The 18,448-nt window shown below is 69.6% G+C and carries 11 protein-coding genes; 10 read left to right on the plus strand and 1 reads right to left on the minus strand.

Annotated features, from left to right (window positions below):
- Nucleotides 1–121 precede the first annotated feature (121 nt).
- The 7 genes from Q9R26_RS06205 to Q9R26_RS06235 all read left to right on the plus strand — a co-directional run bounded on the left by Q9R26_RS06205 (nucleotide 122) and on the right by Q9R26_RS06235 (nucleotide 8,738).
- Entirely contained in the window at nucleotides 122–403 is a 282-nt protein-coding gene (locus tag Q9R26_RS06205) for a hypothetical protein (protein ID WP_027466625.1), read from the plus strand.
- Between the two features lie 107 nt (nucleotides 404–510).
- Nucleotides 511–5,925, plus strand: a complete 5,415-nt coding sequence (locus Q9R26_RS06210) for a DUF6531 domain-containing protein (RefSeq protein ID WP_311226807.1) — start codon at nucleotides 511–513, stop codon at nucleotides 5,923–5,925.
- A 62-nt stretch (nucleotides 5,926–5,987) separates the two neighbouring features.
- Complete coding sequence (locus tag Q9R26_RS06215) at nucleotides 5,988–6,248, plus strand: hypothetical protein (RefSeq protein WP_182066804.1); 261 nt, start codon at nucleotides 5,988–5,990, stop codon at nucleotides 6,246–6,248.
- A 42-nt stretch (nucleotides 6,249–6,290) separates the two neighbouring features.
- Nucleotides 6,291–6,719: a hypothetical protein gene (locus Q9R26_RS06220; protein ID WP_311226808.1), complete on the plus strand. Its 429-nt coding sequence runs from the start codon at nucleotides 6,291–6,293 to the stop codon at nucleotides 6,717–6,719.
- A 406-nt stretch (nucleotides 6,720–7,125) separates the two neighbouring features.
- On the plus strand, nucleotides 7,126–7,566 hold the full coding sequence (locus Q9R26_RS06225; RefSeq protein ID WP_311226809.1) for a hypothetical protein: 441 nt from the start codon (nucleotides 7,126–7,128) through the stop codon (nucleotides 7,564–7,566).
- Between the two features lie 575 nt (nucleotides 7,567–8,141).
- Nucleotides 8,142–8,417, plus strand: a complete 276-nt coding sequence (locus Q9R26_RS06230; protein ID WP_311226810.1) for a hypothetical protein — start codon at nucleotides 8,142–8,144, stop codon at nucleotides 8,415–8,417.
- Nucleotides 8,418–8,456: 39 nt separating this feature from the next.
- The gene (locus tag Q9R26_RS06235; protein WP_311226811.1) at nucleotides 8,457–8,738 is read left to right on the plus strand and encodes a hypothetical protein; all 282 of its coding nucleotides are present in this window, start codon (nucleotides 8,457–8,459) and stop codon (nucleotides 8,736–8,738) included.
- A gap of 318 nt (nucleotides 8,739–9,056) precedes the next feature.
- On the opposite strand, the gene Q9R26_RS06240 is transcribed toward Q9R26_RS06235, so the two are convergent.
- Nucleotides 9,057–9,608, minus strand: a complete 552-nt coding sequence (locus Q9R26_RS06240; protein WP_311226812.1) for a hypothetical protein — start codon at nucleotides 9,606–9,608, stop codon at nucleotides 9,057–9,059.
- 415 nt (nucleotides 9,609–10,023) lie between these two features.
- Here Q9R26_RS06240 and Q9R26_RS06245 point away from each other — a divergent pair, with 415 nt between their 5' ends.
- Genes Q9R26_RS06245 through Q9R26_RS06255 form a run of 3 tightly spaced genes read left to right on the plus strand, consistent with a single transcriptional unit; the run spans nucleotide 10,024 to nucleotide 18,384 of the window.
- Complete coding sequence (locus Q9R26_RS06245; protein WP_311226813.1) at nucleotides 10,024–12,660, plus strand: hypothetical protein; 2,637 nt, start codon at nucleotides 10,024–10,026, stop codon at nucleotides 12,658–12,660.
- Nucleotides 12,657–14,075 carry a hypothetical protein gene (locus Q9R26_RS06250; protein ID WP_182066797.1) on the plus strand — a complete coding sequence of 473 codons (1,419 nt, stop codon included), beginning with the start codon at nucleotides 12,657–12,659 and terminating at the stop codon, nucleotides 14,073–14,075. Before Q9R26_RS06245 ends, Q9R26_RS06250 begins: the two co-directional genes overlap by 4 nt.
- A 37-nt stretch (nucleotides 14,076–14,112) precedes the next feature.
- Nucleotides 14,113–18,384 carry an FtsK/SpoIIIE domain-containing protein gene (locus Q9R26_RS06255; protein ID WP_311226814.1) on the plus strand — a complete coding sequence of 1,424 codons (4,272 nt, stop codon included), beginning with the start codon at nucleotides 14,113–14,115 and terminating at the stop codon, nucleotides 18,382–18,384.
- Nucleotides 18,385–18,448: the final 64 nt, after the last annotated feature.

The raw sequence follows: 18,448 nt of genomic DNA on the forward strand, positions 1-18,448 counted from the left end.
GAAACGTCACGGTATGCGGACGGTGACATCTCCCCGGCTTCGTGGGTATGGTGGGCCGTGTCAGAGCCTCCGGGGGGATTCCACTGCGCGGGGGTGCAGCTACGAATGAAAGAGGTTCATCATGTCGCGTGTCCTTTCGACCGAGCAGGCCAAGACCGCCATCCGTCAGGTCCAGTCGATCATCAACGGTGGTTTCACCGACCAGATCTCGCAGCTCGACGCCCAGGGCCGGATCCTGTCCGACTCGAACGTCTGGGACGGCCCGCTCGCGGCGACGTTCCGCGGGTCCACCTGGCCGGAGACCAAGGCTGCTCTCGACAAGGCGAAGACCGAGCTCGAGCAGCTCCGCACCCAGCTCGACAAGATCTCGCAGGACATCTTCACCGCAGGTGGCGGCGCGTAAGCACCAGCCTGTTCCCGCCCGGACCGTCGCAGTCGCGGCGGCCCGGGCGTTCGCGGTCGGTGGGGCCGCTTCACCAGCACGACCAGCACGATCTCGGGGGATGAACCATGGTGGACCTGCACGGCAACGAGCCGGTCAAGTTCGACAACGGCACGGCCGATGCGCTCAGCACGGCGCTGAACGGCGCGGCCGAGTCGATCGAGGGGCAGGCCGGTTCACGGCAGTCCTACGTCAACACCGCTTCGCAAGACTTCCGCGGGCACTTCTCGGAGCTCTTCGCGCAGAACGCCGGTACCGCGAAGAGCGACGCCGAGGACATCGCCACGAATCTCCGCACCGTCGCTGGCTGGGTCGACGAGATGAAGGCGGCCGCCGAGCGCGAGAACGCCCGTCGCAAGACCGCCCGCGACTGGTACGCCGAGAACGGTGATCGGAACTTCTTCGAGTGGGTGCACGACAAGGTCGCCGGGGCACCCGAGCCGCCCAAGGTCGAGCACGAAGACCCGCCGACCTTCGCGCCGGCGAGTGCCAAGTCGACCCCACGCCAGACCCCGAACCCCGGTGCGGGTGGTGGCGGTGGCGGCGGGACCTCCTCGGCCAAGCCGGAGGACCTCCGGTCGTTCGCCACCGGGTCGAAGGCACTCAACAGCGCCCTCTCCGGGAAGCCTGCCGCCCTGCGCGGAAAACTCTCCGACTTCGCGACCAAGTGCTCGTGGGGGACGATCAACGCCGACGGCCTCGTGACGGCCTTCGACAAGTGGCTCGATGCCAACGACCAGGACGTCAGGTGGGCGACCACCATCGCCGACGCCTTCGCGGCTGCCGGGGGCGAAGGAGCCGTTTCCACGGTCTCCGATGCTGCGCTCGCAGCCGCGCTCGCCGCGGCCGGCGTCTCGCAGACCCGCACCGATCTGCAGTTCGAGCCGCCGACCGCCTACGGCGCTCAGCCCACCACCGGCTTCTCGATGGACCCGGTGAACACCACGACGGGCAACTTCCTCGAGCCGGAGCTCGACCTGGCGTTCACCGGTGCATCTGCGGCGTTGCAGGTGACCCGCATGTACAACTCCCTCGACCAGCACGTCGGGCTCTTCGGACCGGGGTGGGCGTCGATCCTCGAGATCCGCCTGCTCCTCGACGACGAAGGTGCGTCGTTCGTCGGCGCCGACGGCCGCCAGGTCCGCTTCCCGCGCGACGGAGACGGCTGGGCCCGTGGCGTCGGCGAGAACCGCTGGCTCGCGGACGAGGGCGACCGGCTCGTCGTCCGCGACAACCAGGGCGAACGCATCGACTTCTCACCGTCCGGGCTGTGGCTCGGACAGCGCGGCGGCGCGGGTACCGCGGTCCGCGTCGAGCGGGACGCCGACGACGTCGTCGTCCGTCTGGTGCACGAGCGCGGTCGCTCGATCGACGTCGACCACGTCGACGGCCGGGTGGGGGTGCTCCGCGCCTCCGACGGCCGCCGGGTCGAGTACGGGTACGACGATCGCGGCCGACTCGTCTCGGTGACCGACGCCGTCGGCACCCGGACCTACGGCTGGAACGACGACGACCTGATCACGACGGTCACGAGTGCGGCCGGCGTCGTCGAGGTCGACAACACCTACGACGACCAGCGTCGCGTGGTCGAACAGATCAGCCCGCACGGCCGTACCGTGCGCTTCGCGTACCTGCCCGGCCGCGTCACGGTGGTGTCGGACCACGACGGCTCGCGGTCGAACTCCTACATCGCCGACGCCAAGGGGCGTCTGGTCGGGGTCATCGACTCCGACGACCGACGCCAGTCGATGAGCTACGACCGGCACGGCAACCTGGTGTCGGCGACCGAGCGCGACGGGTCGGTGACCGTCCACGCGTACGACGACCGCGGCCGGAAGACCCGGACCGTCACGCCCTCCGGCGGCGACCTGACCTACGGGTACGACGACCAGGACCGCGTGACGACGGTCGTCACCGAGGCCGGTGCCGTCGTCACCTACGAGTACGTGGGCGACGATCGCGACCCGTCGGTCATCGTCGACCCGGTCGGCGGCCGGACGGAGCTGACCTGGCAGGACGGCTCCCTCAACCACGTCGTCGACCCGACCGGCGTGGTCCTGACGCTTTCCCACGACGCGTTCGGTGAGCTCGTCTCGACCACCAACGCCGTCGGCGACACCGCTCGGATCGAGCGCGACGCAGCCGGGCACCCGGTCGCCGCGATCAGCCCCTCCGGCGCACGGAGCGAGTACCGCTACGACGCAGCCGGGCTCCTCGTCGAACGACGCGACGCCGACGGAGCAGTCTGGCGCTTCGAGTACACCTCGGGTGCCCGAATCGCCGCGATCACGGACCCGCTCGGAGCACGCACGACGCTCGAGTACGCCCCCAACGGCGAGCTCGCGACCACGACCGACCCGCTGGGTCGCCGCGTCTCGCGGACGTTCGACGACCAGGGGAACCTGGCGGAGCTCGCATTGCCGGGCGGCGCGGTCTGGACGTTCGCGCACGACGCCTTGTCGCGCCTCCAGGCCGTCACCGACCCCGTCGGCGCGACCTGGCGTCGCGAGTACGACGTCGTCGGCGAGCTGACGGCGACCGTCGACCCGACGGGCGTCCGTCAGGAGTTCTCGGACGACGTCGCGACCGGCGTCGCGACGCTGCGCGACGCCTTCGACACCGCGACCGTCCGGTTCGACGAGTACGGCCGACCCGTTGAGTCCACGTCTGACGAGACCGGTTCCGAACTCGTCACCTACGACGCCGCCGGTCGTCCCGTCGAACTCGTCGACGGTGAAGGCGGCCTGACACGGCTCGAGCGTGACCTCGCCGGTCGCGTCGTCGCGTTGGTCGCCCCCTCCGGCGCGCGCTCCACGTACGAGTACGACGCCTGCGGGCGTCCCGCCGCAGCCACCGACGCCGCGGGGGCGCGGACGACGCTCACCTACGACGCGGACTCCCGAGTCGTGGCCCGGACCCTGCCCACCGGCGAGGTCGAGGAGGTCACGTACGACCCTGTCGGACGCGTGGTCACACAGACGACTCCGGGTTCCGGCACCGCGCGGTTCCGGTACGACCAGGCCGGGAGGCTCGTCTCCAGCCACGACGCACGCTTCGGCCGTCGTCGGTTCCGCTACGACGCCGCCGGGCAGCTGATCCAGGTCGTCAACGGTCTCGACGGGGTCACCTCGTTCGAGTACGACGAGCGCGGGCGCCTGGTGACGATCACCGACCCTGCCGGCGGCACCACTCGACGGGAGTACGACGCCGCCGACCGCGTGGTCGCCGTCACCGACCCGCTCGGACGGACCATCACGGCGGCCTACGACCCGGCCGGTCGCCAGATCCGTCAGACGGATCCCGACGGCCACACCACCGAGTGGACGTACGACGCAGCCGGCCGCCAGCGGGCCGTGCTCGTCGACGGTGCTGTGCAGTCGGAGATCACCCGCGACGCCGTCCACCGCACCGTCGTCGTGTCGGACCACACTCGTGGCGCCGGTCGAACGATCGAGCACGAGCTGCAGCACGACCGCCGGGGCCTGCTCGTCCGTCGTGCCCGCGGCGGCCAGTCCGTCGCGTGGGAGTACGACGCCGACGGCAACCGCACTGCTCGGGTCGACCCGAACGGCACCCGCACCACCTACCGTCGCGACGCCGTCGGCCGGGTCGTCGGGGTGGACCGTGACGGCGCCGCTGCGGGCACGTTCTCCTACGACGCCTCGGGCCGGATCATCCAGGCAGCCACGGGCGACCTGGTGCAGTCGTGGTCGTACGAGGGTGGCGCCCTCGTGGCGCACACCTCGATCACGCTCGACGGTGCCACCAGCACGCGGATCGAGCGCGATGCCGATGCGCGGATCACCGCCGTCGACGGACCGTCGGGAGCGGTGTCGTACGAGTACGACGCCGCCGGACAGCTCGTGCGCGCCGGGGACTCGACGTGGGCCTACGACGACGGTGGGCGACTCGTCGCCGAGACCGTCGGCGGTGTCGAGACGCGCCACGAGTACGACGCTGCCGGACAGCTCATCGCGACGACCACCGAGGCCGGCCGCACCGAGTACGTCCACGACGGTCTCGGCCGCCGCATCCGGCGGACCGCAGCCGATGGTTCGACCACCGAGTACGCATGGTCCGATCTGGGGTACCTCGCTGCCGTCGTCGACCGCGACGCTTCGTACGCCGAGACCGGTCGGCTCGACGTCTGGGTCGACGCGCTCGGAGAGCTCGCCGAGGTGGGTGGGGTCGCCGCCTGGTGGGACTCCGCCGCGGTCGTGCCGTCACTCATCAGCATCGCCGAGACGTCGCTGCTCGATCTGCCCGGTGGTGTCACCGCCATCGGCGATGCCGTGACGCAGCCCGCTTGGCGCAGTGCTCGCGCGACCGATGCTGCGGACCCGTGGGCTGCGCTCGCTACCGTCACCGACGTCCGGCTACCCGCGGGGGTGACCTTGACCGGCTCCGGTGGGGTGTCCGTCGCGGGGCTGGAGTGGCTCGGGGCCCGCGTGTACGACCCTGCGGCGCGGGGCTTCCTGTCGGTCGACCCGCTCGCGCCGGTCCTGGGTGCTGCGTGGTCTGGGAACCCTTACTCGTACGCCGGCAACGACCCGATGCATGCTGTGGACCCGCTGGGGCTGAAGCCGGCAACGGACGCGGACATGCAGGCCTACCGGGATGCAAATCAGGGGTTCATCTCGTCGGCAGTGAACTGGACGAAGGACAACTGGGAGTACATCGTCGCGGGGGCGGCGATCGTGGCCGGGGTTGCGCTGATGTTCACCGGGGTGGGTGGTGTTGCAGGCTTGGCGCTGCTCGGAGCATCTGGTGCTCTGATGAGTGGCGGCATCTCGGTCGCGTCCCAGAAGGCGACGACCGGACGCGTCGACTGGGGGGAGGTCGGCAAGGAGACTGCGATCGGCGCTGTGACGGGCATGATCGGTGGCGGAACCGGCGCCGCGTTCACCCGGGGCCTCGGGTCAGGGATACTCAAGCGGGCGGCCGCCGGCGCCGGTTCCGGAGCGACTGAGGGAGGCGCGACAGGACTTGCGGACTACGCAACCTCGCCGGGGCCGCACACGGTCACCGGTGCGCTCGGGGCGATAACTTCTTCCGCAGTCGTCGGCGCAGCTACAGGAGGTGCGACTGCTGGAGGGCCGAAGTGGCTCAACTTTGACGACACAAAGAAGTTTGTCGGATGGTCGTACCACATGGGTCACGTTGATGAGAGCACCGTGCTACACCGGTCGGGTGACATCGACGGCCGTCACACCGGAAACTGGTGGTCAACGGATGCGCCAACGAGCATCGAGAAGGTCCGGAGTGAGAAGGCGCTTCCAGAGACATGGCCGGGCGGAAACGATTCAAAACAAAACTCGGGGTTCACGGCGCGATTCGACCAAAAGATGCCTGCGTATCGAGGATTTGCAGCACCTCAGCGTGATTTGAACGGTTCTGTGTACCGGGGCGGGGGAAATCAGACATATGTCCCAGACGGATGGTCCCATGCCGATGTCATCAACAGCTGGCCCTTGGCTCCGTAGAAGGATGGATGATGTCAAGAAGAAATGATCGGCGCGACAGGGTGGTGACTCTAAGTCGACAAATGGCCGCATTCTTGGGGCGCATGGATATGCATTCAGCGCAATCCTTCTACCTGCAGCATGCCGACGCATTGAGTGCGGAAGAGACCATGCTGGGGCGGAGGCGAATCTATCGCACGATCTATTCAGCGGCGAATACGGGAGCAGGAGGGATGAGCGATCTCTACGTGACCAAACCAGACGGGACCGGCGATGTGCCTGCGACCAAGGCCTTTGAAGCCTGCCTCCACGCGCTGCTGAAGGAAACTCGTACGTTCCCGTGATGGTTTTGGCCCTACGTCGCTCCATGACGAGAGGTGTACTGATTGAGCGAGCCAGCCGCCGCACCGAAGCCCCCGAAGAAGGGGAATCGGAGGGCTTGGGTCATCCTGGCTGTCTGGGCTTTCGGCGTCGTCGTGTCGCTCGTAGTGCTGCTGGTATGGCCGTATTGGATGAGCGCGTACGACGAAACGCACCGGAGAACCATCTCCTGCAGCGTTTCCAGCACAGAGGTTTACGCCGGGTCCACGGTGAGTCGTACTGGTTCGGGGGCACCGTTCTCCTACGTGAAGGTAGAGACACGAGACTGCGGTGTCTTCATCTTGCAGGGAGTGAGAAAGTCCTCACAGGAGCGCGTTGCGCGGGATTTGTCCGGAGGCGGGACGTTCCAGTTCTCGGTCGGCGCATCCTCGTGGTGGTTCCGAGATGAGCTCCAGGTGATAAATCGGTATCCGACGGCCTTCGAGTACAAGTGATGAGTTGCAGCCGTAAGGATCGCACTGTTGGAGGGTTCATCCAGACTGGAGCCACCGGATTCGCTACCGGCGCGGCTGTCAGCGTTGGTTCGTCTCGACTTGGGGGGGCGGACTCATTCGGCCCGACGAGCGGCCGGCATGTGATGCTTCCCGAGCCCAGCGGTCGACACGTCTTTGTTCCTGAGCACGCGGTGCGCGGGTCGACGGCGGCGTGCAACACGATCACGTCAGAGGCCATTGATCGGTCTGCTGGAGCGGGTGGTGCTGTCTTGAACGATGTCCTCACCGGGAAGGATCCAGGTGACTACATGAAGGATGCCATCAACGGCGCCGTTTCAGGCGCAGGCGGGCCTACAGATGGTCTCCACGCCCGCTGATGAGAAACACTGGAAATCAGGAGTCGTAGTTGACGAAGTCGGCGCTCGACCGAACAACGCAGAGAAAGCTTGCGCGTAGGAGGAGGGTCTTAGCTTCCATTGTCCTGGTGTTTGTCGTCCTGTTTCCATTGCTCGGCGTCTTCGTCGGGCCGATAACGTTGAAGGCGTACGACGCGGGACATCGGGTTCGCCCGATCTGTACCATCAGCTCGGCGCACAGCAGCGTTGATTCGTCTCGTTCATTGAAGGGCGTTGGATCGTCGACATCTCAGGTTGTGTTTGAGACTTCAGATTGTGGGACGCTCGTGTTGCAGTGGGGTGTCACGCGTGACAACGAGGACAAAATTGCCCAAAGCGTGGACAAGGGAGGGCGCTACAGATTCAATGTGGGCGAAGGGTCTTACAATATGCGAGAGTTCTTGAACACGATTCGTCAGGCCGTATATGTGAAGAGCTTCGAACCTGCTTGAGTTCCACTTCCTCCTTCTGGATCGGCTTCGTCAATCAGGCCATTTAGCTCTGCCTGCCGGGACCGCGCCTTTGCGATTGAGCGCGTTGCACAGGATAGGTGCAGAGGTGGGGCGTTCCAGTTTTCGCTTGGCGCATCTTCGTGGTGTTCCGAGGTGCGCTCTAGGCGACGAATCGGTATCCGACGGCCTTCGAGTGCAAACAATGACGTGTGGCAGTCGATGGCCGCTTCAAGCGGCGGAGACAAGGCATGAAGAATCAGGGCACTGGCGAATGTGGTGGGCGACGAGAGAAGGAGAGCGTACCCGTGCCGAATACGGAGATCCGGCTTGGGGTGGACATCGCCCGGCGGCGTGCGTCTGCGGTGGAACTAGGCGAGCGCTACCGATTCACGGTCGGTGGGGGCTCTTTCAAGCTGCGTTCCGGCCTCAAGATCCTGAAGGTAGCGCCGGAGATCTACAGCTACGCCGCAGTGGCCGCCTCGGAGGCGCCCCGGCGTGGATAGCGGGACAGCCCAAACGACGAGTGAGCCGGAGCGGTGATGTTGAGACGAAGGAGCACACGGGACGAGGTCGTCGTGCTGTGCAACGAGGTGGCCGGATTCCTCTGCCGGATGGGGGCTCGTGAGGCGGAGGGCTTTTACCTCCGCCAGGCCGAGGCGCTCCGCGTCGAGGAGGGGTGGCTTGCTCGGCGGCGGATCTACCGAAGGATCTACTCCGCGTCGAACACGGGGGCAGGGGGCATGGGCGACATGTTCGTGGTCACGCCTGACGGCGCGGGCGATGTCCCTGCGACCGAAGCGTTCCAGCGGTCACTCTCAGCGCTGCTTCGGGCGACGCGCACATTCCCGTGATGGACTCGCTGTTCCAGCGCTGAAGGGGCACGGCAGAACATGACCTTGTCGGAATTGCTCAAGCAACTCGACGATCACGCCGTCGAGGACGCCGCGTCGGCTGTGAAGATAGCCGCCGTACGATCTGCCCTCATTGCCGCATTCGAGCAGGCGCCCGACCATCCGGCGTACCGCAGCGGGATACAGGGCGCCGCCCGCCTTGTTGCCGACACCTGGCCCTACGAGAGCGAGCTGGGGGCGCTGGTGCTGGCCTTTTCCGAAGCGGTGCGACGCGACATTGCCCCGCACCGCACGACGGGCACCGGGGCTGCGGTCGAGTGATCCAGGACTGAACGACTCGCACCGTCAGCTCCGCGCACAGCACTGCGGGCTCGCTTCACTCCCTGACGGCCATCGGCTCGTCGACGTCGCAGGTCGTGTTCGAGACGTCCGACTGCGGGGCGCTTGCGCTGTCTGGGTTGCGGATCGTGACAAGAGGCTGACCTGGCCGAGAGGGAGCGCTACCGGTTGGACGGCGGCGAGGGTTCCTTCACGATGCGGGCATTCCTGAACACGATCCGCCGGGCGGTGTCCGTGAACATCTTCGGGACCGCGCGATCACGGTGCTTCCGTCTGCCCAGTGCAGCAGCAGCGCGCCGCTCAGCGCCCGAAGGCCCCGACGAACTCACCCCACTGCGCGGGCGCCCGCTGCTCGAGCCATGCACAGAGCTCGGGGTAGGCGGCGTCGATCGACAGGACGCTGATCACACCGCGTTGACCGTTCACCTTGATGTCCAGGCCACCGAACCGGTTGGTGGTGGGCCGGATGCGCTTGATCGCCGCCGGGTCGACGGTCCGCGCGGCACGGAACATCGGCGTCACGACCAGCTGCGAGTCGTACGCCTCGACGCGACGGCGCTTCTGCCCGACGCCGAGGTAGACGAACAGGAGCCCGAACAGCACCATGCCGACGCCGGCGATGAGCATGCCGATCGCGTCGGGGTCGTCGAGCAGGGTGAGCGTGGCCAGGAAGAAGAACCCGCCGACGACGATGAAGACGATCCCGATGATCCGGAGCAGCAGGTAGCTGAACCGGCGAGCACGGACGGTGAAGAGCACGCCGTACGCCTCGTCGCCCACGACGGTGGACGGTGGCCGCTTCCGGTCGTTTTGACGGACGAGCGCGCTGACGGCGGCCGGGATTGCGACCATCGCCGCCAGGGCTATCACCACCGGCGATAGGTTGATGTTCACTGGTCCGCCCCCGTTCGTGCGTTCGTGCGCCGTCGTTCAAAGGGCGTGACGCCCTGGTCCCCCTGGATCATGCGTGCAGAGTATCAGCGGGCTGCGGACAGAGAAGGGCCCGCCTGCGGATGCTCTATGTTGGATTTCAGTAGCGAGCTGTGGCCCGAACGGGGGTGGCTCCCGGGGAAGACCAGCCCGGACCCGACGCCGTTCAGCAACTAGCATCGATGTGCTCGACGATTCTCTTGGGGGGAAGACCGTGATCAACCAGCGTGCCGGGAACACCGGAACACGAAGCACCACTCGCAGGCTCGTAGGGGCGGTCGCCGTCACCGGCGTCGCCGCGCTGGTGCTCGCCGGGTGCACGTCCGACGACAAGCCGGTGGCTGACCCGTCACGGATCCTGCAGACCGTCGACACGCGCCTCGCCGCGGACGGTTCGATCACGTCGATCTCGGACACCGCGATCTCGGTCGCCGGCAAGGACTCGTCGTCCGCGACGACTGAGCACGACCCCGCGAAGGCGGCGAGTGACCTGCCGCTGCGCATCACGACGCAGTACTCGACCAAGAAGAAGACCGGCACGGACCTGGCCGACCTCGACGGGTACTCGGGTCGGGTGTCGATCGACCTGACGATCGAGAACCTGACGGTCACGTCGAAGAACCTGACCTACGACGTCGCCGGCACGTCGCGTTCGACCCCGGCACTCGTGGGCGCGCCCTTCAGCATCGCGGCGTCGACCGTGCTGGCGGGGACCGCCGCCGACCGCGTCGTCACGGACTCCGCCGACTCCGGCTCGTCGACCGACGGTGTCGTGAGCACCAACGGGGACGGCGACGCGGTCGTCCAGTGGGGCCGGTTGCTCGCTCCGCCGACCTCCGGCGCGAGCAGCACGCTGCACCTCGTCGCCGACGTCGAGGACTTCACCGCGCCGACCATCGACGTCGCCGCGCAGCCCGGGCTGTCCACGAACCTGTCCTCCACGGGCGTCGTCAACGCGGCCTTCGGGTCCGACAGCGACTCCGAACTCGCGCTCCAGCGCCGCACGATCGACCTGATCTCGCAGGTGAACGAGGTGCTGGCGCGTGCCGGTGGCACCATCACCGAGGTCCGGTCGAACCTCGAGACGACGTCGGAGACCCTCGGTGTCAGGACGGCGGAACGCCTGAAGGAGAGCAGCTCCTCACTGGCCAGCACGATGCAGTCCCTCTCCGGACAGCTCGGCTCCCTGAACAGCGACCTCGGCACCACGGTCAAGGCCACGCAGTCGACGGTGTTGCAGCAGCTCCAGCAGACGACGACGAGCCTCGATGGCCTGCTCGGCGACACGTCTGCGACCGCGCCGGCAACGGTGCTCGACGGCAACGGGTGCGCGGCGACGCCGAAGACCCCGTCCGCCGGAGGCAGTGTCTACGGCAACCTCCTCCGCGTCTCGGCGCAGCTCACCGGCTACGCCGACGCCAGCGAGGCGTGCAAGCAGCAGGTGAGCGCGCAGCTGGCGGGATCCGTCGGCCCGGCGTCGCCGGATGCGGCGACGTGCGCCCCTCAGGAGGCCCGTGGTTCGTTGACCTGCGCGCTCTGGGAGTCGTCGCGTGCGGTGAGCACCTCGTTGATCGGCCTGGTCAGCACCGGACAGCAGCTCGCCGACCAGCTCGACCCCAAGCTCGCCGACACGGCGATCGAGCAGTCCGACGCCCTCCGCGCCAAGCTCGGCGAGATCGACACCGCGGTGCAGGCCCTCGGCGCCGACGGCACCGGTGAGGTCGCCCGCACCCTGCAGGCGCTGCAGGACCTCCGCGACCAGACCGCCGACGACCTCGGCCCCGTCCGCGACGCCGTCACGACGGTGAACCGGCAGGCACTCGCAGCGCGCGGGCTGGTGGGCAACGCCGGGGACGGTCTCTTCAGTACCTCGATGCAGGCGCAGAACCGCGAGGTCGCGGACCAGCTCTGTGCCCTGGCGGCGACCGACCAGCTCGACGCGGAGCAGGTGGATGCGCTTCGTGGGTACCTGACCGCCACGCCGTGCCCCGGCGCTGAAGAGGGCACCACGCTGCAGCCCGGTGGCCGCTTCGACACCCCGATGGACGAACGCCTGACTGACCAGGCGGAGCAGTGGGACGCGGTGGTCGCGGCGACCGACCTCCGCTCCGAGACCGGGATCGGTGCCGCGGTCACGACGCTGTCCGACGACATCGACGCGCTCGACGACGGCATCGCCGAGGTCCGCCGGGCGGTGCGCAACGACGATGGTTCGGTCGAGGGAGCGGCGCAGGAGCTCCGGGAACTCGTCGAGCAGGCGACGAAGTCGAGCGCCGTGGTCGGGACGCAGCTGACGGCGATCAGCACGCAGCAGACCGAGCTGCAAGACGCCGTCCGCAAGGCCTTCGCCGACGCATCGACGCAGTCCGAGAAGGACGTCCAGAAGATCATCGACCAGCAGGTACGGCAGGTCAGCGAGACCGCGAAGGGCAGCCGTGACGCGGTCATCTCGGCCTTCGACAAGTCGATTGCCGGGCTCCGGTCCACCTCGGGCGAGGTCACGAAGGACTCGAAGGGCACGATCGACGAGCAGCGCGGGACGCTCGAGCAGGAAGGCTCGGAGCTCTCGTCCGCCGTCGACCGTCAGACGGCCTCGAGCCTCGAGCAGATCGCCGCGAGCACGAGCGCCTCGACGCGCGACGTGCAGGGCGCCTCGACGCTGCTGACCGGCGACCTCAACCGGGTGATGCTCGACCTGGGCGACCGCAAGGTCAACGGCTCCGGCATCCTCGGGGCGATGGCGACGAGCGCGGCGAAGTCCGACTCCGCGGACTACCAGCTCGCCCTGGCATCGCAGAACGCCGCGGGGTACGCGAACGTCCGCGCCGAGGACGTCGCCGGGATCCTGCTCCAGCAGGAACAGTTCCGAGCCTCCCTCGACGCCGCCACGACGTTGCCCGCCTTCCAGCTCAAGGTGCCGGCCAGCGCGACCTCGACCACGCTGTACACCTTCCGGATCGGGGCGGACCGATGAGCGACCAGGCGATCGACGAGACCGATGGCACCGAGGCGGGACGTCCGCGCAACCGACGTCCGCTGGTCATCGCCGCCATCGCGGTGCTCCTGATCGCCGCGGTGGTCGCCGCCGTCCTGACCTTCCGGGCGATCGGCGGCAGCACGCCGGCCGAGGCGGTCCCGGCCACGGTGCCGGTGGAGATCACCGTCAAGCACGTCCCCGACACCACGAAGATCGGCGTCGTCGTCACCCTGGGTGACGGTGAAGGATCCGAGTGGAACGAGGCGGCACAGGGTGCCCTGGTCGCCGAGCGACGACTGGCACTCGGCGGGACCGACATCACCCTCGTCACGAAGAACGACGGCGGGACGTCCGCGGGGGCGAAGACCGCGGTGGCGTCCCTGGCGAAGAGCGGCGTCGCGGGCATCGTCGTCGCGTCCTCCGGCAAGCACGTCTCCGGAGCGCTGACGGCGGCGGCCGAGCAGCACATCCCGGTGGTGGTGCCCTACGCCTCGGCCGAGAAGGACTCGTGGTCGACCGCCCCGACCGCCGAGTCGATCGGCGCCGCGATGACGACGGCGCTCGGCGACGCGAAGTCGCCGCTCCTGGTGGACCTCGGCGGTGGTGCGCCCGCAGGCCTCCGCGTGGCGCACGTCCTCGACGGCGACGACACCGCTGACACCGCTGAGCTCGCCGCGACCATCGCCTCGCGGACCGGTGCGACCGCCGCAGACGACGGCAGCGACGAGGCCTCGGCCGAGGCCGCGGACACCGATCCGAAGGCCGCGCCGGACTCGGACGCTGTCGTCGTCAGCGGGTCCGCGCAACGTCAGGGTGCCCTGGTGGCGGCGCTGCAGGCAGCAGACGTCACCGTGCCGGTCGTCCTCACCGCGGACGCGACGAGTCCCGCCTTCGGCGCCGCACTCGTCGATGCCGGCGGCAGCCTGAGCGGCTCCTTCCGCACCGTCGGGGTGGCCGCCGACGACGCACGCGCGCTCTCCTCGGACGCCGAAGGTCGGGCGATGTCCGCGTTCCTCGGTGGGGTCCGGGTGCTCGCCGACGATCCCGACGCCCAGAACCTGACGGGCGACCGGCCGTTCTCGGCCGTGGCCGGCGCAGCGGACTCCCGCAGCCACGATGCCGTCGTCGCCCTGGTCCGCGCGGTCGGCAAGGCCGGCAGCACGGAGCCGTCCGACGTGACCGATGCCCTCGCCGCGCTCGACCTCGACTCCGCAGCGGGCATCGCCGGTCCGGCGCTCGACTTCACGCGGCAGCAGGCGCTCGATGCGTCGGCGACGGTGTTGGCGGCCTCGGCGCAGCCACTCGGGCTCCGACCGGACACCGCGTCGAGCGGCGCCGGCGGCGACGACTCCGGATCCGATGCCGCACAGTCCACCGCACTGGTGTGGTTCGAGGACTCCACCGCACGCTGACCCACCCACGCACAACCCCGAGAAGGACACCGCGAGCATGCGCCTGCTGATCGAGCTCGACGACCGACGTGAAGCGGTCGAGGTCGACGGGTGGTCTGGCGCGTCCTCGCTGGGGGAGCTCATCGCGGCGGCGATCGGTGTCGAGCTCGCGGCCGAGACGCCCCTCGCGGTCGACGGCCACCGCACCAGCGCGGGCACCCCGCTGCGTGACCTCGTCCTGCTCGAGGGGTCCCGCATCGGCCGCGCACCGCAGGAGCGGCCGCAGACGATCGACGGGTGGAGCGTCACCCTCGCCGGCGGACTCGACGCGGGTCTCGTCGTACCGGTCCCGCGCAGCCGGGAGCTCGTCGTGGGTCGGGCACCGCAAGCCGATGTCGTGCTGCCCACCGAGAGCGCTTCGTGGGAACACTGCACGATCGAGCACGAGGACGACGGGGTCCGGGTGCGCGACGCAGGTTCGACGAACGGCACCGTGATCGCGGGTGAGCGCATCGACGCTGACGGCGTGCTGCTCACCGGCACCACGAGCGTCATCGTGGGCGGAGCCGTGCTGCTGGTCCGGCCGGCGCTGGACGAGGTCCCCGTGCCGGCAGCGGGGTCGCTGGCCAACCTGACGCCCGCGGCGACCGCGCCGTTCAACCGCCCGCCCCGTGCCGGGCGGAACACCGAGACCGAGACCGTCGACCCACCCGCCAAGCGCGAGGTCCCGCAGGCCTCGAAGTTCAGTTGGATCACCGTCGCGGCGCCACTGGTCCTCGCCGGCGCGATGGTGCTCCTGCTCGGCGACGCCCGGTTCGCCCTGTTCGCGCTGCTGTCGCCGGTCACCGCGATCGGAATGTGGTTCGAGCAGAAGCACCGTCGGGCGAAGAACCTGAAGGAGGAGGACACTCGCTTCGCCGAGGCGGTGGAGTCCTTCCGCGGTGAGATCGCCGAGGCCGCAGCGGTCGAGGCCGCCCGTCGGCAGGAACTCGTCCCCGACCCGGCCACCGTCGTCCGCTGGGCCGAGCTCCCCACCACCCTGCTGTGGCAGCGGCGCTCCGAGGACGCCGACTTCCTGAGCCTGCACGCCGGCACCGGTGACGCACCGTGGCGCCCCGAACTCGATCAGCGGGCGGCGTCGTCCAAGCTCGAGGACGAGGCGAAGGCCGCCATCGCCGACAGCCGCCTCACCGCTGCGCCCGTCGTGGCGGACCTGTCCGACGCCGGCGTCGTCGGGATCGTCGGCGACCGCGAGGGCGCGCTCGCACTGGCGCGGAGTCTGCTCACGCAGGCCACCGTGCACTGCGGGCCCGCGGACCTGACCGTGGGTGTCTTCTGCGACGCCGGTCGCGCGGACGACTGGGGCTGGGCCTCCTGGCTGCCGCACGCGCGCGTGGCGGGGAGCAGTACCGGTGCCCGGTGGATGTCGGCGCAGCGCGACCAGAGCGCGGCGATGCTCCGGGGACTGCGGGAGTCGCTCGACGAACTCCCGACCCCGAACCTGCTCGTCGTGGTCGACTCCGAAGTGCTCACCGAAGGCCGCGACGCACCTGCCCGGAACCTGCTCGGCGAAGGCCGCACCGTGCCCGGACAGTCGCTCCGTCCCGGCGAGCAGCCCCGACGGGTGAGCGGCATCGTCGTCGCGACCAACGAGCAGCAGCTCCCCGCAGCCTGCACGACGATCATCACGGTCGGTGCCGACGCCGCAGCGACGGTCTACCGGCCGGAGGACCGGACCCGCGTCGAGGACGTCGTGCTCGCCGGCCTCAGCGTCGAGACGGCCGAACGGAGCGCCCGCAGCGTGGCGCACTTCGACGATCCCGAACTGCTGGTGCCGGGTGCGTCGCTGCCGTCGCTCGTCCGCCTGCCGGAGCTGCTCGCGGGGGACGACACGGTTGTGCGAACCCCGACGGGCACGAGCCCCGCCGATGCGATCCGCGCGGCCTGGGACGCCCGCACCGGCTTCTCGACCCCGATCGGGTCGTCGGAGAGCGGCGTCCTCGAGATCGACCTCGTCCGCGACGGACCACACGGCCTGGTCGGTGGCACGACGGGTTCGGGCAAGAGCGAGTTCCTGCGGTCACTGGTTGCCGGGCTCGCTGCGCGGAACGACCCGACTCGCCTGAACTTCCTGCTCGTCGACTTCAAGGGCGGGGCCGCGTTCGCCGCCTGCGAGCGGCTGCCGCACACCATCGGCACGATCAGCAACCTCGACGAGCAGCTCGCCGACCGGGCGATCCGTGCGCTCGAGGCCGAGCTCGAGCGACGGCAGCGGGTGTTCGCCGCGGCCGGGGCGGACATCGACAACCTCGACGCCTACCTGGCGACGAAGCCGGTCGAGCCGATGCCGCGCCTGCTCCTCGTCGTGGACGAGTTCGCGATGCTGGCGAAGGACTTCCCCGACGTCCTGACCTCGCTCGTCGCCGTCGCGGCGGTCGGGCGCACACTCGGCGTCCACATGATCCTGGCCACCCAGCGGCCGGCCGGCGTGGTGAGCGAGGACATCCTGGCGAACACCAACATGCGTGTCGCGCTGCGGGTGCAGAGCCGCGAGGACTCCACCAACGTCATCGGCGTCCCCGCGGCCGCCGGCATCGGTCGCCAGCAGACCGGTCGCGCCTACGTGAAGCTGGGGCAGGACGACATCACCCCGGTGCAGACAGCCCTCGTCACCGGCCGCGCCCGTGACGAACGCGCCGAGCAGCCGGTGTCCGTCCGCCCGACGGACGTCTTCGGCGTTCCCGCGCCGATGCCCGCCCCGGCTCCGACGGCGTCCGACGTGACCGACCTCGACCAGCTCATCGAGTCGATCGGGCAGGCGAACGCCGCCGCCGGCCACGCCCCGCCGCGCCCGATCTGGCCCGAGGCGCTCGGCGACCGCGTCGAGCTGGGTGCGCTGGCAGCAGCCGACGCCGCTGACACGTCGCGGACGGTGCCCGTCGCCCTTGCGGACGACCCCGACCACCAGCGTCAGGTCACCACCGGATGGGACCTCGACGAGGGCAACCTCATGCTCATGGGCATCCCCGGCAGCGGGACGAGCACGGCGCTCGCCACCCTCGCTCTGCAGCTCGCCGCCGCGACGAGCCCGGAGGACCTCGACCTGCTGGTGCTCGACATGGGTCCAGGGGACCTCGCTCCGCTCGCCCGGCTGCCGCACACCACCGCCTACGTCGGCTCCGGGGCCGGCGCGGGGGAGTTGCAGGCGCGGTTCCTCCGCCACCTGCGCGTGGAGCTCGAGCGCCGCCGTGCCACTCCGGGCGGCCGCCGTGCCGTCGTGTTGATCGACGGTCTCGCGGCACTGCGCGACGAGTACCAGGACTTCGAGGGCCAGCTGCTGCTCGACGCCCTGTACCGCGTCTACGCCGAGGGGCCTGCGCTGGGCATCTCGTTCGCCGTCTCGACGACGCGGGCCAAGGCCGTGCCGTCCGCGATGGACGAAGTGACCACCCAGAAGTGGATGTTCCGCCTGGCGGACCCCTACGACTATGCCTCGATCGGTGTCCGCCCCAAGGACGTCCCACCGCCGGTGCCGGGTCGCTTCATCGACTCCGTCCTGCGCCTGCAGTCGCACGTGGCGACACCCGACGTCCCGCTCGCGCAGGCGGTCGAGCGCCTCGCGGAACGCTGGTCCGGCACCGCCCCGAAGGCGAGTGCGGTCGGCCGGCTGCCCGACGCGGTCCTGGTCGACGAACTCGGCGCAGGTGCGGTGTTCGCGGGCGAACCGTGGCGGCTGCCCATCGGGATCGCGGAGGACGACCTCCGACCAGCAGCACTCGAGGTCTACGACGGCGAACACGTGCTCGTCGCGGGCCCGGCCCGGTCCGGCAAGTCGACGGCGTTGCTGGCGCTCGCTGCACTCGCGCGTGCGGCCGAGGGGGTGCGGCCCGCGGTCTGGGCGATCTGCGATCGCCGCTCGCCCCTCGCCTCCGGTTCGTTCGACCGCATCGCCGTCGGGGCCGACGAGGTCCCCGCACTGCTGGCCGGGCTGCGGCTCGAGCGCGGTCCGGTCCTGCTGCTCATCGACGACGCCGAACGCTTCGACGACGGCGACCAGGCGATCGCCACCCTGCTCGCGACGGAGCGTCCCGGTCTGTGCGTGGTCGCCGCCGGGCGGTCCGCCGACCTCCGGTCGCTCTACAGCCACTGGACCCGCGCCGTCCGCAAGTCGCGGTGCGGTGTGCTCCTGCAGCCGGACGTCGACTACGACGGCGAGCTGCTCGGCGTCACCCTCCCGCGCCGTGCACCGGTCGCGATGACCGTGGGTCGCGGCTACGCGTCGTCCGGCGGGGCCGTCCGCCTGGTCCAGACCGCGTCCGCAGGCAGCTGACCCAACCGGCTCACGGACTGGAGGCCCGTGGCGACGCCGCCACGGGCCTCCAGTCCGTCTGCTG

The sequence above is a fragment of the Curtobacterium sp. BRB10 genome (assembly GCF_031844325.1).
Lineage (GTDB): Bacteria > Actinomycetota > Actinomycetes > Actinomycetales > Microbacteriaceae > Curtobacterium > Curtobacterium poinsettiae_A.

What these genes read in the sequence shown, in the direction of transcription:
- Q9R26_RS06205 (WP_027466625.1), top strand. Translation starts at nt 122, where the DNA reads ATGTCGCGTGTCCTTTCGACCGAGCAGGCCAAGACCGCCATCCGTCAG.
- Q9R26_RS06210 (WP_311226807.1), top strand. Translation starts at nt 511, where the DNA reads ATGGTGGACCTGCACGGCAACGAGCCGGTCAAGTTCGACAACGGCACG.
- Q9R26_RS06215 (WP_182066804.1), top strand. Translation starts at nt 5,988, where the DNA reads ATGGCCGCATTCTTGGGGCGCATGGATATGCATTCAGCGCAATCCTTC.
- Q9R26_RS06235 (WP_311226811.1), top strand. Translation starts at nt 8,457, where the DNA reads ATGACCTTGTCGGAATTGCTCAAGCAACTCGACGATCACGCCGTCGAG.
- Q9R26_RS06240 (WP_311226812.1), bottom strand. Translation starts at nt 9,608, where the DNA reads ATGGTCGCAATCCCGGCCGCCGTCAGCGCGCTCGTCCGTCAAAACGAC.
- Q9R26_RS06250 (WP_182066797.1), top strand. Translation starts at nt 12,657, where the DNA reads ATGAGCGACCAGGCGATCGACGAGACCGATGGCACCGAGGCGGGACGT.
- Q9R26_RS06255 (WP_311226814.1), top strand. Translation starts at nt 14,113, where the DNA reads ATGCGCCTGCTGATCGAGCTCGACGACCGACGTGAAGCGGTCGAGGTC.